25 protein-coding genes and 1 tRNA gene are annotated in these 25,312 nt (G+C 38.4%); 9 read left to right on the top strand and 17 right to left on the bottom strand.

The window, feature by feature from the left end:
- Positions 1-57 precede the first annotated feature (57 nt).
- A complete protein-coding gene (locus SKC36_RS08195; protein ID WP_459465575.1) occupies positions 58-831 on the top strand; it encodes an SDR family NAD(P)-dependent oxidoreductase in 774 nt (257 codons plus the stop codon).
- Positions 832-910: 79 nt separating this feature from the next.
- Here the strand turns inward: SKC36_RS08195 and SKC36_RS08190 are convergent, their stop codons facing one another.
- The 6 genes from SKC36_RS08190 to SKC36_RS08165 form a co-directional block, all read right to left on the bottom strand.
- A complete protein-coding gene (locus SKC36_RS08190; protein WP_459465574.1) occupies positions 911-4,150 on the bottom strand; it encodes a T9SS type A sorting domain-containing protein in 3,240 nt (1,079 codons plus the stop codon).
- Positions 4,151-4,305: 155 nt separating this feature from the next.
- Entirely contained in the window at positions 4,306-5,202 is an 897-nt protein-coding gene (locus SKC36_RS08185) for a hydroxypyruvate isomerase family protein (protein WP_459453294.1), read from the bottom strand.
- A 27-nt stretch (positions 5,203-5,229) separates the two neighbouring features.
- Positions 5,230-5,589 carry an NINE protein gene (locus SKC36_RS08180; RefSeq protein WP_459453295.1) on the bottom strand — a complete coding sequence of 120 codons (360 nt, stop codon included), beginning with the start codon at positions 5,587-5,589 and terminating at the stop codon, positions 5,230-5,232.
- 10 nt (positions 5,590-5,599) lie between these two features.
- Complete coding sequence (locus SKC36_RS08175; protein ID WP_459465573.1) at positions 5,600-7,258, bottom strand: complex I subunit 4 family protein; 1,659 nt, start codon at positions 7,256-7,258, stop codon at positions 5,600-5,602.
- A 22-nt stretch (positions 7,259-7,280) separates the two neighbouring features.
- Entirely contained in the window at positions 7,281-9,176 is a 1,896-nt protein-coding gene (locus SKC36_RS08170; RefSeq protein WP_459453297.1) for an NADH-quinone oxidoreductase subunit 5 family protein, read from the bottom strand.
- 44 nt (positions 9,177-9,220) lie between these two features.
- Positions 9,221-9,466: a MoaD/ThiS family protein gene (locus SKC36_RS08165; RefSeq protein WP_459453298.1), complete on the bottom strand. Its 246-nt coding sequence runs from the start codon at positions 9,464-9,466 to the stop codon at positions 9,221-9,223.
- A gap of 80 nt (positions 9,467-9,546) precedes the next feature.
- On the opposite strand from SKC36_RS08165, the gene moaA reads away from it, so the two are divergent.
- Positions 9,547-10,527: a GTP 3',8-cyclase MoaA gene (gene moaA / locus SKC36_RS08160; RefSeq protein ID WP_459465604.1), complete on the top strand. Its 981-nt coding sequence runs from the start codon at positions 9,547-9,549 to the stop codon at positions 10,525-10,527.
- Between the two features lie 2 nt (positions 10,528-10,529).
- Positions 10,530-11,513, top strand: coding sequence for a bifunctional heptose 7-phosphate kinase/heptose 1-phosphate adenyltransferase (locus SKC36_RS08155; protein ID WP_459453299.1), 984 nt, complete (start codon positions 10,530-10,532; stop codon positions 11,511-11,513).
- Between the two features lie 91 nt (positions 11,514-11,604).
- Here SKC36_RS08155 and SKC36_RS08150 read toward each other — a convergent pair whose 3' ends face one another.
- Genes SKC36_RS08150 through SKC36_RS08140 form a run of 3 tightly spaced genes read right to left on the bottom strand, consistent with a single transcriptional unit; the run spans position 11,605 to position 14,873 of the window.
- Positions 11,605-11,994 carry a RidA family protein gene (locus tag SKC36_RS08150; protein WP_459453300.1) on the bottom strand — a complete coding sequence of 130 codons (390 nt, stop codon included), beginning with the start codon at positions 11,992-11,994 and terminating at the stop codon, positions 11,605-11,607.
- The gene (gene cobA, locus SKC36_RS08145) at positions 11,984-12,781 is read right to left on the bottom strand and encodes a uroporphyrinogen-III C-methyltransferase (protein ID WP_459453301.1); all 798 of its coding nucleotides are present in this window, start codon (positions 12,779-12,781) and stop codon (positions 11,984-11,986) included. The genes SKC36_RS08150 and cobA overlap by 11 nt, the downstream gene beginning before the upstream one ends.
- Before the next feature lies 1 nt (position 12,782).
- Positions 12,783-14,873, bottom strand: coding sequence for a nitrite reductase (locus SKC36_RS08140; RefSeq protein WP_459465572.1), 2,091 nt, complete (start codon positions 14,871-14,873; stop codon positions 12,783-12,785).
- Between the two features lie 313 nt (positions 14,874-15,186).
- Here SKC36_RS08140 and SKC36_RS08135 point away from each other — a divergent pair.
- The 4 genes from SKC36_RS08135 (at position 15,187) to SKC36_RS08120 (ending at position 18,226) form a co-directional block, all read left to right on the top strand.
- Positions 15,187-15,274 (top strand) — tRNA-Ser (locus SKC36_RS08135).
- A 98-nt stretch (positions 15,275-15,372) separates the two neighbouring features.
- Complete coding sequence (locus tag SKC36_RS08130) at positions 15,373-15,996, top strand: FMN-binding negative transcriptional regulator (RefSeq protein WP_459465571.1); 624 nt, start codon at positions 15,373-15,375, stop codon at positions 15,994-15,996.
- A gap of 272 nt (positions 15,997-16,268) precedes the next feature.
- A complete protein-coding gene (locus SKC36_RS08125; RefSeq protein ID WP_459465570.1) occupies positions 16,269-17,591 on the top strand; it encodes a Gfo/Idh/MocA family protein in 1,323 nt (440 codons plus the stop codon).
- Between the two features lie 8 nt (positions 17,592-17,599).
- On the top strand, positions 17,600-18,226 hold the full coding sequence (locus SKC36_RS08120) for a 3-keto-disaccharide hydrolase (RefSeq protein WP_459453305.1): 627 nt from the start codon (positions 17,600-17,602) through the stop codon (positions 18,224-18,226).
- Here SKC36_RS08120 and lpdA read toward each other — a convergent pair.
- On the bottom strand, positions 18,221-19,615 hold the full coding sequence (gene lpdA, locus SKC36_RS08115) for a dihydrolipoyl dehydrogenase (protein WP_459453306.1): 1,395 nt from the start codon (positions 19,613-19,615) through the stop codon (positions 18,221-18,223). The two genes, SKC36_RS08120 and lpdA, sit on opposite strands and share 6 nt — an antisense overlap.
- 80 nt (positions 19,616-19,695) lie before the next feature.
- Between lpdA and prfB the strand changes: the two genes are divergently transcribed.
- Positions 19,696-20,770 (top strand): peptide chain release factor 2 gene (gene prfB / locus SKC36_RS08110; protein ID WP_459453307.1). Its coding sequence is split into 2 segments (ribosomal slippage): positions 19,696-19,746 and positions 19,748-20,770, totalling 1,074 coding nucleotides; the frame shifts between segments, so codons are not numbered across the junction.
- Between the two features lie 222 nt (positions 20,771-20,992).
- On the opposite strand, the gene SKC36_RS08105 is transcribed toward prfB, so the two are convergent.
- The 7 genes from SKC36_RS08105 to SKC36_RS08075 all read right to left on the bottom strand — a co-directional run bounded on the left by SKC36_RS08105 (position 20,993) and on the right by SKC36_RS08075 (position 24,280).
- Entirely contained in the window at positions 20,993-21,334 is a 342-nt protein-coding gene (locus tag SKC36_RS08105; RefSeq protein ID WP_459453308.1) for a hypothetical protein, read from the bottom strand.
- Positions 21,331-21,681: a phage holin family protein gene (locus SKC36_RS08100; protein ID WP_459453309.1), complete on the bottom strand. Its 351-nt coding sequence runs from the start codon at positions 21,679-21,681 to the stop codon at positions 21,331-21,333. The genes SKC36_RS08105 and SKC36_RS08100 overlap by 4 nt, the downstream gene beginning before the upstream one ends.
- Positions 21,682-22,065 carry a TraR/DksA family transcriptional regulator gene (locus SKC36_RS08095; RefSeq protein WP_459453310.1) on the bottom strand — a complete coding sequence of 128 codons (384 nt, stop codon included), beginning with the start codon at positions 22,063-22,065 and terminating at the stop codon, positions 21,682-21,684.
- Between the two features lie 161 nt (positions 22,066-22,226).
- Positions 22,227-22,793, bottom strand: coding sequence for a nicotinamide riboside transporter PnuC (pnuC, locus tag SKC36_RS08090; RefSeq protein ID WP_459453311.1), 567 nt, complete (start codon positions 22,791-22,793; stop codon positions 22,227-22,229).
- Positions 22,790-23,440, bottom strand: a complete 651-nt coding sequence (gene nth / locus SKC36_RS08085; protein ID WP_459453312.1) for an endonuclease III — start codon at positions 23,438-23,440, stop codon at positions 22,790-22,792. The genes pnuC and nth overlap by 4 nt, the downstream gene beginning before the upstream one ends.
- A 53-nt stretch (positions 23,441-23,493) precedes the next feature.
- Positions 23,494-23,706: a hypothetical protein gene (locus tag SKC36_RS08080; RefSeq protein ID WP_459453313.1), complete on the bottom strand. Its 213-nt coding sequence runs from the start codon at positions 23,704-23,706 to the stop codon at positions 23,494-23,496.
- Positions 23,681-24,280 (bottom strand): RNA polymerase sigma factor, encoded by a 600-nt coding sequence (locus SKC36_RS08075; protein ID WP_459453314.1) that lies wholly within the window; start codon positions 24,278-24,280, stop codon positions 23,681-23,683. Before SKC36_RS08075 ends, SKC36_RS08080 begins: the two co-directional genes overlap by 26 nt.
- Positions 24,281-24,507: 227 nt before the next feature.
- Here SKC36_RS08075 and SKC36_RS08070 point away from each other — a divergent pair, with 227 nt between their 5' ends.
- Positions 24,508-25,122 (top strand): hypothetical protein, encoded by a 615-nt coding sequence (locus SKC36_RS08070; RefSeq protein WP_459453315.1) that lies wholly within the window; start codon positions 24,508-24,510, stop codon positions 25,120-25,122.
- Positions 25,123-25,312 lie beyond the last annotated feature (190 nt).

Here is a 25,312-nt window from a genome sequence, read left to right as displayed (position 1 = left end):
AGCTGCTTCATGCAGCTTTTTATTTTTAACACGATCAACAATTAATTTAAATACATTATGTCATACGCAATTGTTACCGGCGCTAGCAAGGGAATAGGAAAAGAAATAGCTTTGGAATTAGCTGCCAGAGGATATCATTTATTGTTAATAGCCCGAAATGCCCAAGAGCTACATCAAGTTAGCGATGAAATCAAGTCGAAATTTTCTCTCGATGTTGATTATTTGCCATTGGATTTATCTCAGCCTGGTGCTGTGTCTCAGCTCTATGAATGGGTACTAGAAAAACAAGTTGATGTACGGATATTAGTCAATAATGCAGGCTATGGTTTAGTGGGTGCTTTTGAATCTTATTCTTGGGAAGAAAATCAACAAATGATGCAGGTTAATATGAATGCATTGACGGAAGCATGTTATCTATTTTTCCCACTATTACAAGGTAAGGGCCAAGCCTATATATTAAATATTGCAAGCTCCACGGCTTACCAAGCTATTCCATTGATGAGCTTGTATGCCGCCAGTAAGGTATTTGTGTTAAATTTTTCTCGTGGCTTATACCATGAATGGAAATCTAAAGGAATTCAAGTTACCGTGGTTAGCCCAGGCGCCACTTCTACGAATTTCAATGACCGAGCTAATTTACAGGCTAAGGCTAGAAAGGCTGCGGAAAAGGTTGTCATGACGCCCAAGGATGTAGCTCGTCTGGCTGTGGAAGGCTTATTTGCTCATAAGCCTGAGGTAATTACAGGTTTTATCAATAAACTGGGTGCCACTTTAGCGTGGTTGATGCCTAAATCCTTAAGCGAGAAAGTAGCTAAAGGAATTTATGAATAGGTTCATATTCATCTAGTGAATTAGATCATGCGTGGCCCTTCAGGGGCCACGCTTATTTTATGGGCATGTTGGTGGATGATTAAGGACTAATAATGATCAATTTATCTTTGCTAAAATTTGGGGCAATGATTCTTAATATATAGGTTCCAGCAGGAATTTTAGGTAGTTGTACCGCCATGGGTTGTGAGCTTGCTGGAAGTTGGTAAGCAATGATTTCATTTCCTAAGAAATCGAAAATATAAGCCGAGGCATCGGAGATATCTTCCAGTAGTTCTAATTGTAATAATCCATTTTTGTTGGGATTGGGGAATACCGAAAATCCTTGAAAAAATTCGGGTATGGTCATACTGATTTTTTGAAAGGGAGAATAGCAAATGATGCTTTTTGTCGCTGAAAGGTCAAATTGTTTTAGTGCCCTAACCTCATAAAGCCCCGCTTCTCGTGCTTTTATGATGGAAGCGAAATCGTGTAAAAGTTGTTGATCTTTTTTCCATTCATAGCGGTCTGGCTGATCAATATTGATAGCCTCAAGGAAATAAACCCCGTTCTTTTTAATGGCGGGTATTAATGGGTTTTCTCTTCGGTAAGTTTGAATTTCTTCACTTCTATTTGACCAGCATCCATATTGATTGCGGGTTTTTAGCCAATAACTTCCAGAGTCAGTGATTTTAATTCGATCGCTTGTATCACCATTTTTCCACTTATAGGCATGAGCTGTACTACTTATTAATTCAATGCTTTCCCCAGAACAAAATTGCCTAGAGGGTATCGCCTGTATAATAGGGCTAGGTTCTTCTGGATAAAAATAGGTATGTACAGAATCACTTGGGATGGACCAACACCCAAATTGATTTTGTACTTTCAGCCAATACCATCCAGGTTTACGTACCTCGTTTATTGGCAATGAATTACCTGTATTCCATTGATAGTTAGTGAAATGGGAAGGTACTTGTAGTTGAATGGAATCACCTTGACAAAATCCCAAGGATGGAGATGCTAAAATGCTTGGTGGCTTGGGGTTTTCATGTACCATAATTTGAAAAGGGTCTGACCAATCAGACCAACATTGTTGGTCTTGACTAATTTGAACTTGGAATTCAAATGGGCCAGGTTTTTGGGCTAGAAAACTAATACTTTTATTTCTTTCGCCATTTTTCCATCGGACATGAGGATAATCCTGACTTATGGACAAGCGACTAGTATCTTGAAGGCAAAGCGATATTTTAGTAGCAATAATATGAGTAGCAGGTGGGGCAATTCGGACGATGAGATCTAATGGCTCACTTCGGTAAAAACATGTTCCTTGCTGAATAATTGCCTGGTATTGTCCTTGCTCTAATTCTTGATGTAGAATAAAGGCTTCCGAAAAAAAATGTCCATCCTTTTCCCAGCCAATGAACTGATTTTTGTACCAATGATCAATTTCAATCTGAGCTATTTGGCCTTGACAAACATAGGCATCAAAATTTTTGATAATCGGAATACTAGGTTTTTTTAAGACGGGGATTCTTACGTTAATGGTATTACTATTGGGGTCAGAGCAGCGGATTTGGACAAAAAGTTCATAACGGGCATCTACAATCCATTCGGCACCCTGTGCACGCATTTGTTCTGGCCCATATTGATTAAAATACATGACATTTCCCGGGCAGCCTTGGACCTGTATTTTGTAAGCATCCTGTTGGCACAATGGCTCCATGGTATAAGAAATCTCATGCCAAACTGGGATTGGAGGCTCCAAATTTTCGTCCATTTTCTCCTCTGAAATAGGATTGCTAGGATCCTTTGGGTCTATATTTTGTTCAGGGAGGACTATCGTTGTACTATCTGAGGGAAGAGTAGGAGTGATGAGGCTATCTTTTGGAAGACTAATGACTTGATTTTCCCATTGAATGTAAACGGAGTCTTTGGCAATACAATTCGATTGATCTTTGATTTGGACGGTAACAAAACCTGAAGAGCGAAATGGGCCAAAGATGGGATTACTTTCAAGTAAGCCACTCGAGGGTGTATTATTGCTGGTAGACCAAATAAAACTATAAGGAGGATTGCCTCGAATCGCCGTAGAATATTGTTTAGTATCATATAATTCATCACCTTTTATATGTTTGTTTTCACCTGCATCTGCTACCAGAGCTGGGGCTATATTCACTCGAATTGCTGTTTTGGGACTTTCGCATTCATTGATTTTTTGAGAAACCCATCGAGTAATCTCTAGGTTCTCTTGGCCAGTATTTGTTGTTTGAGATACAAGAATAGTGGTAGCTGTGCTTATTGGACTTTTGTCTGAGGAATTGAGGTACCATAAATTATTACTTCCTCCTGAAGCTTTGAAGGTAATCGGAGTGCCACTACATACTTGAGATGGTGTCCCAAGATTTCGCGGAGCCTCAGGAATAGGGAATCCTTGAGCATAGGTACCCGTAGATGCAAGACTCTCACAGCCATTTTTAAAACAAGTAGCTTTAAATAGCTGAGGTGACGTATCCACACTTGGTATGATAATTCGAGCACCTTCTCCAATTTTTTGTCCTTGTTCATTGTACCAAAAGGTACTGTAAGGGGAGCAACCTGTTGAATTAACGGCGACAGGGCTATCGACACAACCTTTATAAAGATTGGAGGCATGCGAGGGAATAGGTGCATTTTTTATTTGTAAGCTTACTTCTGATGAAGTTCTAGGGCAAGTAGGGGTTTGATTTTCATTATTAATGGAGCCGTCATTATCATTATTGGCACTGATCGCAAAATGAATTCGAGCTTTAATTTTTTGACTATTCCATGCCATTTGTGCCTTAGAAATCACAAGGTCTTTCGTCTTGGTTCCACTGAAATTAGAGTCATCCACCAGATCTTCAAATGGACCTCCATTAATTGAACGCGTCCATTGGTATTGTTGAACCTGACTTAAAGAGGAGCTAGGGATCTGTGGACTTAAGGTCCCGTTGCCTCTTTCGCAAATACTTGGGTTAAGGATAGATGTTATGCTGTGTAAGCTTATGCTTGCTTCTTGAGAATAAACCTGGCATGATTTCTTGCTTACCTTTACGCGATATAGGGTACCAGAAGGATGAAGAGTACCTCCACTAGGATTGATTTGATAATTGGCACTACTAGCCCCTGAAATTGCGGTGAATTGACTGTCATTGGGCCTTTTCTTTTCCCATTGAAAGGTATCCCCATCGCTTTTTACGATCATTCGGATACTATTTCCTTCACAATCTGTTTGAGAAGAAGGTTGGGTTTGAATAATAGGACATTGGCCACATGTTTCCCAAACAATGAACCAATATAGGATAAGAATAAAGTACCTTTTCATTTTGAACTCATCATGGTTGAGTTCAAAACAGTTGAATTAATCTGAAGTGATAAAGCCTAGATGGCCTGAGTCCATGGAATTATAAAATCCTTGGCAAAAAAAATACGCAAGCTGTTGTATGTCAGCAGCTTGCGTAAATATCATAAGTTTGGTAATTAAATATCGCAGATTTTAACTGCTTGTTCCAATGAAGCCATTTTATCGGCACGAGCAGGAATGAACTCCTGACCGATAAAGCCTTTATATCCCGTATCATAAATGGCTTTAATGATAGCTGAATAATTTAATTCTTGGCTTTCATCTATTTCATTTCTTCCTGGCACACCACCGGTGTGGTAATGAGAAATATATTGATGATGCTTTTTAATGGTTGCAATTACATCTCCTTCCATGATTTGCATGTGGTAGATGTCGTACAATAATTTAAATTTATCTGACCCTACCATTTCGCAAAGGACAGCTCCCCATTCTGTATGGTCACACTGATAATCTTTGTGATTTACTTTGGAGTTTAATAATTCCATCGAGATAGTCACATCGTGACGCTCTGCGGTTTTCATGATGCGCTGAAGGCCTTTTTTGCAATTCAACAATCCTTGTTCATCACTTATCCCGTCTCTGTTTCCAGAAAAGGTAATTAGGTTTTTAACACCAGCTTTAGCTGCTCGAGGGATTAAATCCTCATAAAAAGCTACTAATTGGTCATGGTTTTTTACCTTATTGAAAAAATTAGGCAATCCCATTCCATCCGGATATTTACCCCAACCAATAGCGGCTGTCATATCGTGTTTTTTCAAAATGTCCCATTCATCTGGGCCAGTAAGTTCGATGGACTGCAAACCGATTTTTTTCGCATTAACCACTAATTCCTCAAAAGGAATGGATTGATAACACCAACGGCATGCCGAGTGATTTACTTTACCTTTTAATTCCGCTCCTACTTGGGTATCAGCTTCTTTAAATCGGTGTTCCATGGAATTACCCAAGAAACCTAGACCTGCCAATCCTGCGGAATTCTTGATGACATCTCTTCTTGTAAATGTAGTTTTCATTGTAATGGTTTTTCTTTTTAAATATGTTTAGCCTCTCCAAGTACCAATTAATAAACCTGTTTCTTCTAAGACTTTTAAATTATAATTCAAGGCAATTTTTTTGTATTTGACTAAATCCACAATGGTTCCAATCAGCAACAAACCTCCCGTAAAAAAATAGAGGAGTCCTAATCCAATTCGATTGGTGACAAATCGTTGAATGCCCGCAAAGCCTACAAAACCCATTAGGGTGCACAAAAGAATCAATAAGGTATCTCTTCTTCTGGCTAAGTAAATACCCAAAAATTGCTCTTGTTGACTATCACTTAAATCTTGCAATTTTTGTTTAACAGCAATCATTTCCTCCAATTCAAATTGAGAAATTAAAGGCAAAAATTTAGGGTTCATAAGCTTGGCTTTAAGGTAGGGTTGTCAAGAAATTGGAAACAAAGTATTTGGACCAATCCAAGATTAATTGTGGAAATATACCGAAAAGGATGCTTAATATACCAAGGCTGAATAAACTAAATATTTCTAAACGAGTTAAATCTGTCAAATTCCAAGAAGAATTAAATAAATGAGTCTTGCCTAAATAGATTTTTTGGAATGTCCAAAGGAAATATCCCGCTCCCAATAATATACCAAAGGCTCCTAAAATAGCCCAAGCTGGATGTATGTAAGGGCTGGTAAATGCTCCTAGAAGACTGAAAAATTCTCCTATAAATCCGGAGAATCCAGGTAAACCTAAAGAAGCAAAAATGGCTATTCCTGAAATGATGGTGAATTGGGGCATCAAGCTTGAAATTCCCGAGTAATGATCTATTTGACGATCATGAGTCCTTTCATATAAAACCCCAACTACTAGAAACAAAAGAGACGAAAGGATACCATGAGATATTAATTGGTAAATAGCTCCTTGCCACCCTTCCGCTTGAAAGGAGGCTAATCCCAGCAGGACAAAACCCATGTGAGACACGGATGAGTAGGCGACGAGTTTTTTTAAATCACTCATAGCAAGGGCATTGTATGCCCCATATATGATGGAAATGGCACCTAAGGCAGCCAAGATATTGGCCGATTCCAGCGCTTCTTTAGGGAAGAAGGGGATTGCTGTTCTCAACCAACCATATGCTCCAATTTTTAAAAGTACCCCGGCTAATATAACGGAAATCGGTGTTGGTGCCTCTACGTGGGCATCTGGAAGCCAGGTATGCAAAGGAACCATGGGTAGTTTGATGGCAAAACCAATGAATAAAAGCCAAAATCCCCAAGTTCTGGCACTAAGCCCATTCAGTAACCAACCTGAATTTGGATGTAAAATGCTACTAGTTTGACAATTATTCACATCACTTAAGGCTTGCATATCAAAACTATGAACCAAATCAAAGGAACTAATTTCTTTATTGGATAGGGCCGATTGTATATTTTTTAATGCTTCCAAATCAAAATTTTGACCTTCTTGAATCAAGTTAAGGTGTCTAGCTGTTTCATACGGATCGATGTAGGCCAAACTGATGCCTAGCATGACGATGAGAATAAAAAGAGAGCCGATTAAGGTATATAGGAAGAACTTAATGGAAGCATAATTTTTACGAGGTCCACCCCAAATACCAATGAGAAAATACATGGGTAAAAGCATAAACTCAAAAAATACATAAAATAGGAAGAGGTCGCGCGATAAAAAGCAACCCATTAAGGCGGCATTTAACAATAATACTAAAGAAAAATAGGCTCCTTTCTTCTCTTGAATCGTGTGGGAATTGATAATGGCCAAAAACGATATAAAACCAGTTAAGGCAATTAATAAAAAGCTTAATCCATCTAAGCCTAAAGAATATTTGATGACAAATTCACCTAATGATCCTAGTGGCAATTGAATCCATGTAAGCTCCTCTGTCCATTGAAATGAAGTGGCTGATTGGTCAAAATTCGTGCCTGCATACAAAAGGGCAAACAATTGAATGACAGATATGCCGGTGGCCCAATGTTTAATTCCATTTTCCCATTTCAGCAGGGCTGCAACTATGGAGCCAAGTAGGGGTAAAAGAATAATAAATGATAAAAGCGGTAAACCCATTATTTCATTTTAAGAGGACTATCTACAAGCAAACGTAAAGTAAAAATAGACCAAATGTTAAAAATACCAATATCCAATATTGTTGAACTTTTCCTGATTGCCATCTACTTAAAAAATGACCTGAAATTCGACTGATTTTTGTACTAGCTCCAACAAGCAAACCATCAACCAAAGAATGATCTAACCAGGCCACTATATGCCCTGAAACTACCTGCAGTTGGGCTAGCCATATCAAGAAACGATCAAGTAGTACATGATCAAGAATTTGAGTCCAGCGTGCTTTCCATGTGATAAATTGAAAAATAGATGGCCAAAATGAAGGCCAAAAACGGTAATTATTTTGGGGAACCCAATTTCGACTAATCCAAGTTAAACTGATGCCGACTATCCAACTGAAAGCAGTTACCACTAACCAAAAAGTGGGCACTTCCCATTGTTTAATTCGAAACCTATCCAAAAGGATGGAGTCATGGATATGAAAAATTTGAGTGCTTGTCCAGAAAAATAAACTGAAAAAGGCTAGTAAAAGGATGGGGATATTTTGAGATACATCCCAAGAACCTACTTTTTCTAAGGTTAAATTTTGTCTATTTTTCCCCATAAAAATAAGGTAGAATTGTCGACTTATATACCAATTACTCAATAGCATACCTAGCCCCAAACACGCTAATAATGTCCAGTAAATGGGGAAGTAAGGACTATTTTGGGTATTCTCCCAGAGAAGGCCTGCCAGGTTTTCTTTACTGAAAAATCCATTTGTAAACGGTAGACCCATTAAACCTGCGGCAAAAATTCCATAGCTGATGGCGGTCCAGGGTAGAACCTTCCTGAGCCCACCCATTTGATCTAAACTTTGGGCATCGAGGTGTTGACTATCCTGTTGATGGTGAAGGTAGTGAATGACTGAGCCAGCTGAAAGAAATAACCCGGCTTTAAAAATACCGTGTACGACTAAATGCAATAGGGAGGCATCAGATCCCATGCCCATCCACATGAGGCCCAATTGAGATATGGTCGAATAGGCCAAGGCCTTTTTGATATCATTTTGAAATAAGGCAAAAATAGCCCCAGAGACTAAGGATATGGCACCGATTAAAGCCATAAATAAATGTGTGTCTTCACCTGTAATTGGAAAAATTTTAATTCCTAAATAGACTCCAGCTGCCACCATAGTAGCGGCATGGATGAGCGCGGAGGCGGGAGTTGGTCCTTCCATAGCATCGGGAAGCCAAGACATCAGAGGGAATTGAGCAGATTTTCCTATGGCTCCAGCTAATAAAGCGATACCCAGGGCAAGTGGAGCTGGCCCGAATGAACCAATCTGCATCGAAGAAAATTCCATGGTATTAAAATGAACTGATAGTCCAATTAGGCCAATAAGGAGGCCAATATCGCCCAAGCGGTTTAATAAAAATGCTTTTTTGGCGGCTTTAATGGCTATTTCTTTTTGATGCCAAAAGCTTATTAAAAGGTATGAACAGGCACCCACCAATTCCCAAGAAGCATAGAAAATCCAAATTTGATCGGCAAAAAGTAAAGCATACATGGCCGCTGCAAACAGATTTAAATACAAATAGTATGTAGCTAATTTTGGTTCATCATGAAGGTATGAACTGGAGAAAATTTGCACAAAAAATGCAACAATTGCTACCAATAGGCTTATGATTTGTGCGGAAGAGGAAGCTATAAAACTAGCCCTAAATGCAGTTTCTCCTAGCATAAACCATTGTATATGAATGGCTATTTCTTGGGAATTGACTTGATAAATAAAATAAGCCAAGCCCACTAATTGTAGGAATGAAAAAAAGCTAGAAAGTTTACTTAAGATACCTTTGGGAATTCGAAAACAAAGTGCGATGAGCATGGCCGAAATCCAAGGAAATAGGAGAAGGCCAATAAATAAGGGGGTTAAGCCCATCGGGTTACACGAGTTTATTATACAAATATACAGTTCTTTGTTGTTTAACCGCCACTTACCGGTGGAATTAGGGCAATTTCCATGCCTTCTTGTACCATAAAATCATCTTCTGGAAAACGATGTTCTGCCGCAATTCTAAGGGAGGGAAGATTAGATAATGCGGGATATTTAGATTTTACCTCCTGTAAAAGTTGGGCTGCTGTTAAATTTTCCTCCGAACTCAATACAATTTCCCTATTTTGAAGTAAATCTCGGGTTAATCCAAAAAGTAGAATTCGATAGTTTGGCATTCGTTTGAGGGCGATTTTGTACCTTTGTATATAATACAAATATATTGGATATTTCTCAAAGCTTACCAGCCTCTCGCCCTATTCTCTATGATAATCATGGTAGAGAAATGACATATTTGCGTTTGGCAGTTACAGATCGCTGTAACTTAAGGTGTTTTTATTGTATGCCGGCGGAGGGAATTCACTATTTGCCTGAAAAGCAATTGCTAACGTGGGAAGAAATGTTGCGGATTGTGCAGCAATTGTATGCACTCGGTTTAAAAAAAGTTAGAATTACGGGAGGGGAGCCATTGCTTCGTCATGGCATCATGGAATTTCTCCAAGATCTTAGTCGCTTAGATGGTTTAGAGATTTGTTTGACAAGTAATGGCGTTTTATTAGAAAAGCATATCCCACAGCTGATGGAATATGGCGTTAAGTCTGTCAATTTGAGTCTGGATTCATTGGACAAGGAACGCTTTCGCCAAATTACTCGTCGAGATGATTTCGATGTCGTTTATTCAGCCTTATTAGGATTGATTGAGGCAAATTTTCAGGTTAAAATTAATGCGGTGGTGATGGATGGAAAGAATGAGCAAGATATTTTAGCCTTAGCCCAATTAACTGAGCAATATCCTATTTCGGTACGATTTATAGAAGAAATGCCATTTAACGGCTCAGGTAAAGGGCCTGCTATTTTGAAATGGGATTTCATTAAAATAGTTGACCATCTGAAAGATCATTTCGGGAATTTACATCCCATGAATGTAAGTTATGGAGAGACAGCAATGCGATACCAAATCCCAGGATATCTTGGAGATGTAGGGGTGATTGCAGCTTTTAGTCGGACATTTTGTGGAACATGCAATCGAATTCGATTAACCGCTTTGGGGGAGGTAAAAACATGTTTATACGATGATGGGGTTTTTGATTTGAAATCTTTTATTCGGAAGGGCGTAAGCGATGAAGAGATAAAACAGACCTTTATATCCTTATTTGGTAGTAGACCCAAAGACGGTTTTGAAGCAGAAAAAAATAGAAAAGGAATTATTAACGAGTCAATGACGAGTATTGGGGGTTAGTTATGAAAACAGTGAACGAAATATTTAAGGATTTTGATGAATTACAGGTCTTGGTCATTGGTGATTTAATGATTGATGCCTATACTTGGGGAAAGGTGAGTCGGATTTCTCCTGAAGCACCCGTTCCTGTGGTTCAAGTTATCAAAAAAGAAGCTAGGTTGGGAGGTGCAGGTAATGTAGTTATGAATATAGCTAGTTTAGGAGCCAAGCCATGGGTCGTTTCTGTGGTAGGGGATGATGAGGCTGGAACCCAGTTAAAAGGATTGTTGGAGAAAGAGGGGATATCCTTACATGGAATTGTAGAGGAAAAAGGAAGAATTACCTCCATAAAAGAAAGGGTTATTGCGGGTTCTCAGCAATTGCTGCGTGTTGATTCTGAAACGGACAAAACAGTGAATCAGGAAAGTTCTCGTGCCTTATTGGAAAAAGTAAAGGCCTGTATTAAGGAGGTCGATGTTATTATTTTTGAGGATTATGACAAAGGGGTACTAAACGAACCACTGATCCAAGAGGTAATTACTCTAGCTAGAAAGCAAGGGATTCCTACGGTGGTAGACCCTAAAAAGCGAAACTTTTTTAATTATCGCGGAGCTACCTTATTTAAACCTAATTTACATGAACTTAGAGATGGATTAGGTTTATTTCCTGAAGACCTTGAAGGTCAAAAATTATTGGAGACAGTTCATCAATTTAAGGAAAGTCAAGGATTTGATGGAGTATTTGTAACCTTGTCTGAAAAGGGTGTATTGATGGATCTTGGAAATGAACAAGTTCGAATTCCTGCTCATATTAGGCAAATTGCAGATGTTTCAGGAGCAGGAGATACGGTAATATCCATTGCTGCTTGCGCCCTAGCCTTGGGTTTACCTGCCCGACATATTGCTTCCTTAGCCAATTTAGGAGGAGGCTTAGTTTGTGAATCATTAGGTGTAGTACCTATCGACAAAGATTTGTTGAAAAAAGAGGCAGAAAGCCACTTGATGTAAGTAGATTTTTATAACGCTGGCAAGGTTCCAAACCTTGACAGCGTTTGTCTAACGGCTGAATTAAAATTTATTGTATCAAAAAACTGATAACTTATTCTTTGACCCAAGCCGTGAATTCTATCTCCACCTTGTACTGAGGTGCAATCAGCGCTGAAATTTCATAAATACCCGTGGTAGGTTTAATTGCTCCAAAGAAGTGAGCATGCGCCTTAGCAATGTCTAAGTTTTTAGAAATGTCCGTAGTGAATATTCGAGTTCTAACTACGTCATTCAAGGAAGAACCAGCTTCTTCGAGCACCACTGCAATACGCTCAATGATGTTGTACGTTTGGGCGTATAAATCATCTTCTTTTACTTTATCTCCATCTACCAGAGCCACAGTGCCCGATATTTCAAGTAAATTTCCTGTTTTTACTGCTCTGCAGTAACCAAATACATCTTCAAATGGAGAGCCACTTGATATTGAAATTCTATTGCTCATTTTTATTAATTAGGTGAGATACTTTTTCCCAGATATCCTTTTTGGCATGACGAACCACTTCGCCGATGATAATAACTGCGGGATTGCGAAGGTCTTCAATTTTAGCCAAATTTTCAAGTTCTCCGGCGATACCTAATCCTACTTTTTGCTGTGCCATGGTTCCATTTTGAACTATAGCAGCCGAAATATGAGCTTTACCAGCCTCCTGACAAATCTTGGAGATCTCGGCTAAACGATGCATACCCATCAAAATGATGATGGTAGCTGTGGATTGTAAGCCAAGTTGTAAATCATTACTCAAGCTACCATCCGATTTAGTACCAGTCATTACCCAAAAACTTTCATTAACCCCTCGGATAGTTAAAGGGATTTCCGCTGCACCTGCTGCTGCATATGATGAACTTATGCCAGGGATATAGGCGGTCAATAAGCCGAATTGCTTTGCATATTCAATTTCTTCTTGGCCTCTTCCAAAAACAAATGGATCCCCTCCTTTTAATCGAACAACATGACCCAATTCATAGGCTTTTTTTACAATAAGCTCATTGATTGCCTCTTGTGAATGACTTTCTCCTGCTTTTTTTCCAACAAATATTTTTTCACATTGTTCAGAACAATGTTCTAGTAAACTTACATCTACCAAGGCGTCAAATAAAACAGCTTGAGCACTTTGTAAAGCCTTAATGGCCTTTAAAGTGATCAATTCAGGGTCACCAGGTCCAGCACCAACCACACTAAGTTTCGGTTGAGGTTCTAATGATTTAAATCGACTTAATTGTTGGATCATCTTATTTACTAGCAATAGATTGGCGGAATAAACTGGCAGTTTCCAAAAAGCTCAAAGCTTGCTTAGCATAGGCTTTAGCAAATGCCTCACTTGGCTCATGTTGGTTGATTTGAAGTACCATTGCCGAAAAGCTTTCTGCTTCTAAAGCAAAATCTCCAGTCTGCACATACTGCTCGTCGAACTTGGTAATAACGGCATGCTGAGTGGAAACTTGTACACTCTTATCTAATAGTAAAGCCTTGGCGGCCGAAACAAATACACTATAGGCATGGTAAATGGCATCTGCCCAGCGCTTGTCTTCAAGTGCACTTTTGCACCAATCATATTTTTCTTCTGATTCAAAAAGCAAGGTTGCTACTAAATCTATAATAACACTAGCACATTCACCCACACCAATTTCCGTATGAAATGCCTCTGCTGCCCCCCAGTCAATGAAATCATCGTCTACCAATGATTGTAAATCAGCGATCGGTTTTAAAAGGCTATAAAAATATTTTTCCCCTTGACGGTCGTAATATTGATGAAAATATTCCCCCTCCAAAGCATTCTCTTCATAATTATTTAATACTACACGCAACACCTCTGGACCTCTTTTGGAAGGAACTTTAATGACTTTGTCGGCAATTTTTCCTTCTCCATTTCCTAAGGTGGCTCCTCCCAATAACACTTGTAAGGCAGGAAGTACACGTTTGTCTGGTGCCTTTAAGGACGAACCATGAAAACCAATACTTGCCATGCTATGTTGCCCACAAGCATTCATACAACCAGAAATTTTAATTTTCATTTGGCTGTCATGTATTAACTCAGGGAAATCTTGTGAAATCACCTCCTCTAATTTGGACGTAATGTTGGTTGAATCTGAAATAGCTAAATTACAAGTATCTGTACCAGGGCAAGCAGTGATATTGGCCACAGAATTAGCTCCTGGTGAAGCTAAATTATGTTCTTTAAGCACTTGGTATACATATGCCAAGTTTTGTTGAGGAACAAATTTAAATAGAAGGCCTTGGTTAATCGTGATACGCACATCATCTCCAATGTATCCTTCCAAGGCTTCCATGAGGCTACGAGAAGTATCACTGGATATATTACCGTTTAATATACGTACATAGACTCCGAAATAACCTTTTTGCTTTTGTTCAAAGGTATTGGAACTTAACCATGTTTGGTATGCTTCTGAACCATCGGATGCTACATCGGCTAATTTAGATGGAATAGAAACCTCCCAAACTCCATCCGCGGGAATTTCAACTACTTGATTTTTTAATGCTTTTGTTTCAGCATTTACTAAATCCATGAAAGCTTCGAATCCAATTTTTTGAATTAAAAACTTCATACGTGCCTTATGACGAGAATTTCTTTCGCCATGACGGTCAAAAACACGTAAAACCGCTTCCATGAATGGAATAATTTTATTCTCAGCTAAAAATTCATAAGCGGTATAAGCCAACATTGGTTGGGCCCCTAAACCTCCGCCTACTACCACCTTAAATCCTTTGATCCCATCCTTCATTTTAGGGATAAAGCCCATGTCGTGCAAATAAGCTAAAGAGGTATCCTCATCGGTGTTGGAGAAAGAAATTTTTACCTTTCTTCCCATTTCTTGACAAATCGGATTTCTCAATAAATAGCGAAATGCAGTATCAGCATGTGCGCTAACATCAAATAACTCCAATGGATCTATTCCTGAAGTAGGAGAGGCGGTAATATTTCTTACCGTATTGCCACAAGCTTCTCTGAGCGTGATATCATCTTGCTCTAATTTTGCCCATAGCTCAGGTGTACGGTCTAAGGAAACAAAGTGAATTTGTATATCTTGACGTGTAGTTAAATGCAAATTTCCCGTAGAATACTCATCAGATATGGCTGCTATTCGTCTCCATTGGTTAAATTTAATTTTACCATAAGGAAGTTTAATACGAACCATTTGAACTCCTTGCTGCCTCTGGCCATATACTCCACGAGCCAAACGAAGGCTTCTGAATTTCTCCTCATGAATCTCACCCGCTCTAAATTGAGCAATTTTCTTGGCAAGATCGATGATGTCTTTTTCTACTATAGGATTTTCTATTTCTGAGCGGAAGCTTTGCATAATGGCATGGTTTTAATCTTATATACTCTATATAATATATAGATTTTAAGCAAAATTACACATTAGACCTTATTCGACAAAGGATTTTTAATTCGAATATCAAAAAAAGCGGGAATTTTGGATGTAAAGCAATAATTATTCCCTGATGAATTCGGTTGGTCATAGTTCCCAATACCAGATTTAAAATGATTTTTAGGAAAAAAATCTACCAAGGTCTGGTCCCATTGGATAAAAGAATTTGGTTTAATGCAGGAAGGATGTAACATGCTGTTTCCATTCTTCAAAAGAATTGATTAGTTTTGCCCTCCCAAACAGAGGGGTGTCCGAGTGGTTGAAGGAGCACGCCTGGAAAGTGTGTATAGGCCTCAAGCTTATCGAGGGTTCGAATCCCTTCCCCTCTGCTCTAAGACAAATCTAATGTAGATTTGTCTTTTTTATTTTAGGATCAAGTCATCTCCAGCAGATTTGAATACATTTGTTCAAGTAAATCCGCAGAACGATGTATATTCCTTTGGTCAATCAATTGACAGATTTAACCGAAATTATGGACTTTATTCAAAGGTTCAGTTTCGGAACCATTGTTTCCTTTGAGGATGGAAAACCCATAGCCACTCATTTGCCCTTTGTGTCTTTTCAGAGAGAAAATCAAATCATTTTACAAGCGCACTTTGCGAAAGCGAATGAACAATGGAAGTATGTGGAAGAGCAAGATAACTTAATCATTTTCCAAGAGCCACACGCCTATATTTCTCCTAGTCATTATGAGAAAGAACAAAATGTACCTACTTGGAATTATATTTCTGTGCATCTTTATGGTCGTGCAAGAATAGTTGTAAAGCCCGAGGAAACCTTGGAATTCTTGGAATCTAGTATTGAATACTTTGATAGTGCTTATAGAAAACAATGGAATACGCTGTCGGATAGTTATAAATCCAACATGATTCAAGGGGTAGTGGCTTTTGAAATAATTGTTTCCAACATTCAAGCGAAGAAAAAGATAAGTCAGAACAGATCAGAAAAAGAACGGGGGCAAATTGCGAAAGCTTTGTCTCAAAGTTCAAATACATCAGAAAAACTCATCGCCGATTACATGATGAAAAATCTGGAAAGGAAATCAAAGTAAACACGGAGCCATTACTTGAATAATTTGAATTTCATACTTGATTTTCCCTGACCTTAGGTTTCCATTTTTTCAAAAATATTTTTGTAGAGAAATTTTATTTTTTCAGTTATCACCAGGTTTTGGGTGAGGATGTGGCCAATTTTATTTGATTGGAATTATTTTTTTAAGAATCATCTAGGTCAAATTCTTAATCAATTTATCGGCAGACAGATAAGGTTTTTTATTTGGTGAAATTCGTTTACATTTATGCCAATTAATTAACCTATTTGCAAATGAAAAATAAGCATAACGATGGCTTAAATCGGAGGGATTTTCTTTCGAAAGCCAGTTTAGCCTTTGGTTCAATCATGATTGTTCCCAGGCATGTGTTAGGAGGGAAGCGTCCGGATGGAAGTTCTTACCTTGCCCCTAGTGATGTACTTAATTTAGGATTTATTGGAACAGGTAAACAAGGCAGAGGATTGTCAGGCTCTTTTTTGTCGACTGGTCAGGTAAGAATCAGTGCTATCAGCGAAGTTTATCAAGCTAAGGCCAATTTATTCTTAGACCGTGTTAAGGAAAACTATACCAAAAATCCTTCTTGGGGAGCCTATTCGCCCATTCCTGTTTTCCAAGATTATCGAGAATTATTGGCTTCTAAAAATGTGGATGCCGTAGTCATTGCTACTCCGGACCATTGGCATGCAGCCATGGCCGTTAGAGCAGCAGAGGCAGGTAAGGATATTTATTGTGAGAAACCATTATCTCTGACTGTTAAAGAAGGTAGAGCTATGGTGAATGCTGCTCGTAAACATAAGCGAGTATTTCAAACAGGAAGTATGCAACGTTCTTGGCCCGAGTTTCGTCAAGCAGTTGAATTAATTCGTAATGGATATATTGGTGAGATTAAGTCCATTAAAGTCAATGTTGGCCCACCGCCTGAAGCTTATCATTTGGCCGCACAGTCTGTACCAGAGGGTTTGGATTTTGAAAAATGGTTAGGACCTAATGAGGTAGTGGCCTTTAATCCGGAATTAGCACCTCCAATTACTCAGGATGTATTTCCTAACTGGAGAAAATACAAGGAGTTCGGTGGAGGCGGTATGACAGATTGGGGTGCTCATATGTTTGATATCGTTCAATGGGCATTGGATATGGATCAATCAGGTCCGGTGAAGGTTAGTGCACCTCAAGGAAAAGATCAGCCTTATTTAACCTATACCTATGCCAATGGTATTACCATGACTCATCAACCATGGGAATGGAATAATGGGATAGAATTTGTGGGTACGGAGGGAACATTGCGTAGCGCTAGAAAAAAACTAGAAACATCTAAGCCTGAACTGAAAGACCGTATCATTGGTCCAAATGAAAAGCACGTGTATAAGAGTGAAAATCATTATACAGACTTTATTCAGGCAATAAGAAACAGAACTATGCCAATTTGCGATGTGGAAATAGGCCATAGGACAGCTTCGGTTTGTAACATAGGAAATATAGCCTATGCCTTAAACAAATCATTGGAATGGAATCCAAAAACGGAAAAATTCAATGATGCCGAGGCCAATGCATTATTAGGTAGAAAATTGAACAAAACTTGGGGTATAAAAATTTAACTATGAAAATGAAAAAGATTGTATTGACCGTTATGCTAGGCTTATTGGCTAGCTCAGTAGGATTCTCACAAAAAGGGAAATGGGTAGAATTATTTGATGGTAAAACCTTGGATGGTTGGAAAGCCAGCGAAAGACCGGAGTCATTCCGTGTAGAAGATGGAAATTTAGTAGTAGAAGGGCAACGTGCTCACCTATACTATGATGGTCCATTTAATAACCATAATTTCAAAGATTTCGAGGTGCAAGCTCGAATTATGACATTCCCAGGTGCGAACTCTGGATTATATGTGCATACTGATTTTTTACCTAGCGATTGGCCAAAACAAGGCTATGAAATTCAGGTTAACAATTCCCATACCGATTGGAGAAGGTCAGCTAGTTTGTACAATGTGGTAGATTGTGCCGAAGTGTATGTGAAAGATAATGAGTGGTATGATATGGTGGTTACTGTAAAGGGTAACCGTATCGTTACTAAACTCAATGGAATCACCGTGGTGGATTATACGCAACCAGCTAGTCCTTTGAGAAATAAAGGTCAAGAATTAAGACTAATAAAAAATGGGACCATCGCTATACAAGCACATGATCCCAAATCTAAAGTAATGTATAAGTCGATTAAAGTTCGACTTCTATAAATCAACTGCTTCACCATAGGCCGCTTCTGTTGCACCTTTAAATGCTTCAGAAATGGTCGGGTGAGGGTGTACTGACTTCATGATTTCATAAGCAGTACTCTCTAATTTACGTACGACAACTGCTTCAGCAATCATTTCGGTTACGTTATAACCAATCATGTGTGCTCCAAGCAATTCTCCGTATTTAGCATCATAGATTACTTTGACAAAGCCATCGCGAGCACCAGCTGCGGTGGCTTTTCCAGATGCGACAAATGGGAATTTACCCACTTTAATATCGTAGCCAGCTTCTTTAGCTTTTTTCTCCGTCATACCTACAGAGGCAATTTCAGGTGTACAATAAGTACATCCAGGAATGTTGGTATAATCTAAGGCTTCTGTTTTATGTCCAGCTATTTTTTCTACACAAATGATTCCCTCGGCAGATGCTACGTGGGCTAAAGCTGGGCCTGGGGTAACATCACCAATTGCAAAATAGCCTGGCATATTAGTTTCATACCATGCATTCACTGGAATTTTGCCTTTATCTACAATGATACCAACCTCTTCTAAACCGATGTTTTCAAGATTTGAAATAACTCCAGCAGCTGATAAAACGATATCACATTCAATTTCTTGATTGCCTGTTGGAGTTTTGATAGAAACCTTACACCCTTTTCCTTTTGTATCTACTTTTTCAACACTAGAATTGGTTAAAATATCAATACCCATTTTTTTGTATTGTTTAGCCAACTCTTTGGACACATCCTCATCTTCAACGGGTACAATATTTGGAAGGAATTCCACAATGGTCACTTTGGTTCCCATAGCAGCATATACATAAGCAAATTCAACCCCGATGGCACCTGATCCAATGATCACCATTGAATCGGGTTTTTTACTTAAGCTCATTGCCTTACGGTATTCGATTACTTTTTCTCCATCGATAGGAATATTAGGTAATGCCCTTGCGCGCGCACCAGTTGCAATCATCACATTTTTGGCTTCATAGGTAGTTGATTTACCTTCCGCATCCGTTACTTCAACTTTTTTGCCAGGTTTGATTTTACCAAAACCCATGATCACATCGATTTTGTTTTTCTTCATCAAAAATTGAACTCCTTTGCTCATGCTATCAGCTACACCACGGGAGCGTTGAATAACAGCATTAAAGTCTGCTTCTGCTCCTTTTACCGTAATTCCATAATCAGAAGCATGTTTGATGTATTCAAAAACCTGAGCAGATTTTAAAAGTGCTTTGGTAGGAATACAACCCCAATTTAGGCAGATTCCGCCCAGAGATTCTTTTTCCACGACTGCACATTTTAAGCCTAATTGAGAAGCTCGTATCGCGGCTACATACCCTCCCGGGCCTGATCCTACCACGATTAAATCGTATTGTTGCGCCATTGTATTGCTTGAATTAAATGAATTTGTCCGCAATTTAGCACAAAAGCGGGTATATTTGTAGCTTAATTACACATTTAGGTATGACAAAAGACAGGTTCAATGACCTGAAAGCCAGAATAGAGGCTTTAAGGAGGTATCTTTGACTACGATCACAAAAAATATTTGATTTCCGAATTGGAAACGGTGACCATGGATCCCGAGTTTTGGAATAATCCTGACAAAGCGGAAAGCACCATGCGCGAGATGCGTGGCTTGAAATTTTGGACAGAGGGTTTCGATAAACTTAATGCTTCTATGGAAGATTTAGAAACCATTTGGGAATTCTATGAGTCTGGTGATGCTACTGAAGCAGAGGTAGATATCGAGGGAGCTAAATTAGAAGAAAAACTAGAGGCTCTCGAGTTTCGTAAAATGATGTCAGAAGAGGGCGATCAAATGAGCGCTGTTTTAGAAATCAATGCCGGAGCTGGAGGAACAGAATCACAAGATTGGGCAAGTATGCTCCTTCGCATGTATACCATGTGGGCAGATAAAAATGGCTTTAAAGTTCGTTTGGTAGATTCCAATGATGGTGATGTTGCTGGTTTAAAATCAGTGACGATTGAGATAGAAGGCGAATTTGCATATGGAAATTTACGTTCTGAAAATGGAGTTCATCGTTTAGTACGTATTTCGCCATTTGATTCCAATGCTCGTCGACATACCTCTTTCGCATCCGTTTACGTCTATCCCTTAGCGGATGATTCCATTGAGATTGATGTGAATCCAGCAGATATTGACTGGGATACCTTCCGATCAGGAGGAGCAGGTGGGCAAAATGTAAATAAGGTAGAAACAGCAGTGCGCTTAACCCACAGGCCTTCAGGAATCATAATTGCTTGTCAACAGGAAAGATCACAATTGCAAAATAAGGAAGTAGCCTTGCGTTTATTGAAGTCGAAACTATACCAAATTGAAATAGATAAACGAAATGCTGCACGGGCTGAGGTAGAGGCTGGAAAGAAAAAAATTGAGTGGGGTTCCCAGATTCGAAGTTATGTATTGGATGATCGAAGAGTAAAGGATCATCGAACAAATCATCAAACCTCCAATACGGATGCCGTCTTGGATGGTGAAATCAATGAGTTTATCAAAGCTTATTTGATGGGAAATTAATTGATGGCGGTGGGTAGGATTAGCTAGGGAATTTTTTGGGATTTGTCTTAGAGATTTGCATCAGTGGTTTCATTCAGAGATTTGTCTTAGAGATTTGTCTTAGAGATTTGTCAACTTTTCAAAAGTTGACAAATCTAAATGCTACCAAATCCCAATGTTACCAAATCTGAATGCTAACAAATATTAAACTTGACAAATCTAAACCTAAGTGATCACTTCCTCCTACTTTTCAGTTGGAGCTTGTTGATTATTTTCCTCCAATTGGCTAAGAAATTCAACTAACTTATCTTTTGCTAGAGAAAGCGCCAAGGCAATGGCATATGATTTGATGGCTCCTCCGATGAAAGAACCACCTTCTTTATCTTCTACTTTTGATTTTTTTTCTGAACCCGATAAAAGGGAATACAGCAAATAGGAACCAAGTAATACGCCACCAATCAGTAATACTTGGCTTCCCTTTTCTTTAATCTGTTGTTTTATTTCACCCACTTCTTCAGAAAGTTCTTTTTCATAGATCTCCGCTTGGGCAAGCAAAACTTCTTTTTTACTTTTTTCTCGGCTCATGGTTCAATATCGTCTTCAGTTGATGGGCTGTCAATTTCCTCGGCGTCTTCTTTTTTACCTTGTTTTTTAAGGTTACTCACTAAAATTATACTAACTATAGCTGTGAACCCCGCCACAATGAGATAACCTAAATAAGTACTTTTTACATATTCGTTTAAAAAGTTGGCCATACCCATTAAGGCAAAAAACAGGGTAATCAATACCGCAAAAGCCGTTAAGAAAAAGGTGAAAATTCGAGTCAATAGTTCTTCGATTTGCTCTTGGATGTCTAACTTCACCAGTTCGAATTGTGTCTTGAGGTAATTGCTCAAGAGATCGATTAACTTATTGTTATCGAATAGGCCCATTTACTTTTGTTTAAGTTTGGCTTCAATGGAATGCTGCGTATGAGGAACCAAACGTAACCTTTCTTTAGAAATTAATTTACCACTTTCTACACAAACCCCGTAAGTGCCATTTTTAATTCGCATCAAAGCTTTTTCCAAGTTACTAGCAAATTTTTGCTGACGTACTGCCAATTGGTTCATGTTCTCTTTTTCGGCCGTATCTGCGCCATCTTCCATTACTTTGGAATTCCCCGCAGTATCATCTGTTCCAGGATCATTTTTTTTACTTAAGGTTTCTCTTAAATAAGTTAATTCGGCTTTTGTTTCTTCTAGTTTTTTAAGAATGATGTCTTCAAACTCTTTTAATTCTTCGGCTGAATACCTTTGCTTTTCTTCGTTTCCCATGTTCTAAATAATGCTTAATCTGAATGTTGAATAAATATTTTGCTCTTGCAAGTATTTGTTAATCAGTGATTTAGTTTCGTTTCTAATAATGGTAGCACAAATATAAATTTATCTATTCGAAATAGATAATTATTATATAAAATTGAATTTAAATTTTTAACCTAGAGGTTTTTTCTCCACTGGTATAGGCCCTTGATAGCCAGAAAGATAAACAGCACATAAAGTAAACTGGTTCCCCAAAGTCCCTTTTGTATATAGATGATGACATACACTATATCTACAATCATCCATAATATCCAGTTTTCTATTTTTTTATGGATGGCTAACCATGTTCCCCAGATACTTAATCCTGTTAAAGTAGCATCTACATAAGCAAAGGAAACCCAATGGGTAAATCGGGTATGAAGAAATCCTACGAAAATCCCATAAGCCAAGGATAAGACTGCCCCCCATAGGAGGGAGCTCTTGGAGCTTTTCTCTGCCTTCCAAATTTTTTCCTCTTTATTCCATTGATAATATCCATATACAGCCATCGCAATAAAAAAACCTTGCAATTCCATGTCGGAATACAATCCATGTTGATAGAATAAAATTCCAAACAGGAAAGAGCCTAATATATTCCAAATCCAAGACGACAAATGTTGTTGAATAGAAAAATAAACTCCCAAAAGGGAGCAAATGATACCACCAAACTCCCAGAAGTTTTCACGCAGCCATTGGAAGATCATGCTTTGAGCTTATTTTTTTCAAAGAAAGCACAAAAACTACTAATTTGACAGCTTGAGCATTGAGGTTTACGGGCTAAACAAATGTATCGACCATGTAGGATGAGCCAGTGGTGTGCCCTAGCTATCACGTCATTGGGTAAATGTTTGACTAAAATTTGTTCAACTTTTAGAGGTGTATTGGCGGTTTGAGGCACTAAGCCCAATCTTCTGGAAACTCGATATACATGGGTATCCACCGCCATAGCTGGTTGATGGTAAATTACCGAGGCAATGACATTAGCGGTTTTTCTGCCCACTCCTGGAAGTGTTTGTAAATTATCCAAAGATTCAGGTACTTCCCCCTGAAAGTTGTCCATCAGTTTTTGACCTAAGCCTAATAAATGCTTGGCTTTATTATTGGGATAGGAAACAGATCGAATGTAGCTGAATATTTCATCCACATTGGATTCAGCTAAAAATTTAGGACTAGGAAAGCGTTTAAAAAGGGCAGGGGTAACTTGATTGATTCGCTTGTCTGTACATTGTGCCGACAACACTACGGCCACTAATAATTCATATGGATTACGGTAGTGTAACTCGGTTTCGGCCTCTGGAAAAGAGCTGGAAAAATGATCAACAAACGCTTGAAATCGTTCTTTTCTTTGCATGAAAAAGGCTTTCTACAAAGGTAAGAAAAATTTTAAGCTAGGATGCCCATCCATTAGGATTGAATGGGCATCTGATGCTTTGAATAGGCTAAAATAGCCTCAATCGTTCTACTAGGAGGTTCTAGCAGGGCATTGTCTAATGACAATTTGACCTTTTGCAGGGAAGCCAATTCCGATTGGTCTTCCAAGCTTAAAACGGGTGAAAACCCTGGTTTGGGTTCGTAAAGGTTTTTAACTAGGTCATTTGTGGTAAAGCTTTGCGTCATAGGCATTCTCTTGTTTTTCTAGCATTTTTCTTAGGTTGATTAACGCATAACGCATTCTACCTAAGGCCGTATTGATGCTAACTTGAGTCTGTGCCGCTATTTCTTGGAAACTTAATTCTTCGTAATGACGCATGACAAGGACCTCTCGTTGTTCATCAGGCAGTTTTTTAATTAATTCTCTGATATTAACGATTTGATCCTCTTTTAATTGTATCTCCTCTGCAGAATCTTCTGCAAATTCAAAACTGTTGAATACTTTTGAGCCATCTTCCAATACAATGGTTGGATAACGCTTGTCTTTTCTGAAATAATCAATAGCCAAATTGTGAGCAATTCGGACTACCCATGGCAGAAACTTACCCTCCTCATTATAGCGGCCCGACTTCAACACGTCGATGGCTTTAATGTAGGTTTCTTGCATCAGATCTTCTGCTATGTAGCGATCTTTAACAATTAAATAAAGGGTTGTGTAGACTTTTGATTTGCTTCTTTTAACCAACGTTTCAAACGCTTGGTCGTCGCCTTGGATGTACGCTGACACCAACGCTGCATCGTTAACTTGATTTTTGATCATAAAAATTCAAAATTGTTAACGTAGAGTTTTATCTCATGCAGGGTCTCCTATTGTTTGGTTGGCGAATTGATTTCGCTTCAAAAGTAAATAAAACTTTTATAAATCAAAATCCTTAATCAAATTGATATGAAATTTTTTATATTATTTTTTATCATTTCAAGCTAACAAGTATGATGCAAGCATCATTTTTTTATTAGATTTGCCAAACAAATCAAAATTAACACCCAATGAAAAAATTAAAAAATATTGCCATAGGACTATCATTGGCATTTTTTGCATTTACCGCCAATGCCCAAACCGCCGTGACAGATTATGCTGGTAATTATAAATTACAAGATAATCCATACGTGAAGTCAGTAAAATTGACCACCAAAGAAGGAAAATTGGTCATGTCAGCAGAAGGTTTCCCAGATACTGAATTGGCCGCAGGTAAAAAAGCTGATGAGTTTGTATTAGAAAGTATGGGTGCTACGATCACATTTGAACGTGTGAATGGTCAGGTAAGCGTCATTAAAATTGATGCGCAAGGACAAGTATTAGCAGGTCAAAAAGAAGCGGCAAAATCTGCTTCAGACGAATATGCTGGTTCTTTTAAAATGGCCGAGAATGAGTATGTAAAGAAAATCTTAATTGCAGCTAAAGAAGGTAAACTTTTCTTAAGCTCAGATGCAGGTGGTGGTGAGCCAGCTGAATTAAAACCATCCAAGGATGCTGATGTATATACAGCCACGATTCAAGGATATGATGCCGATATTATTTTTTCAAGAACAGATGGAAAAGTAGCTGCTATCAAATTATCTGTAGCAGGTGGAGCCGTAGTTTTAACGGGTCAAAGAGATTAATAGGCCATTAGAACTTATAAATTAGGGGGTAATCGAAAGGTTACCCCCTTTTTTTTATCAATATTTTGAATCGATTAATCTTAATGCCTTCAACCTAAAATACTGTTTTAGATTCATCTGAAATAGATTTTCACAGTTTAATTGATAGGCCGCAATTTTATTTATTGATTATTCGCAAGTTGAATTATTT

It is taken from the genome of Aquirufa sp. OSTEICH-129A, from assembly GCF_054558355.1.
This window is presented reverse-complemented; position numbering and strand designations above follow the sequence as displayed.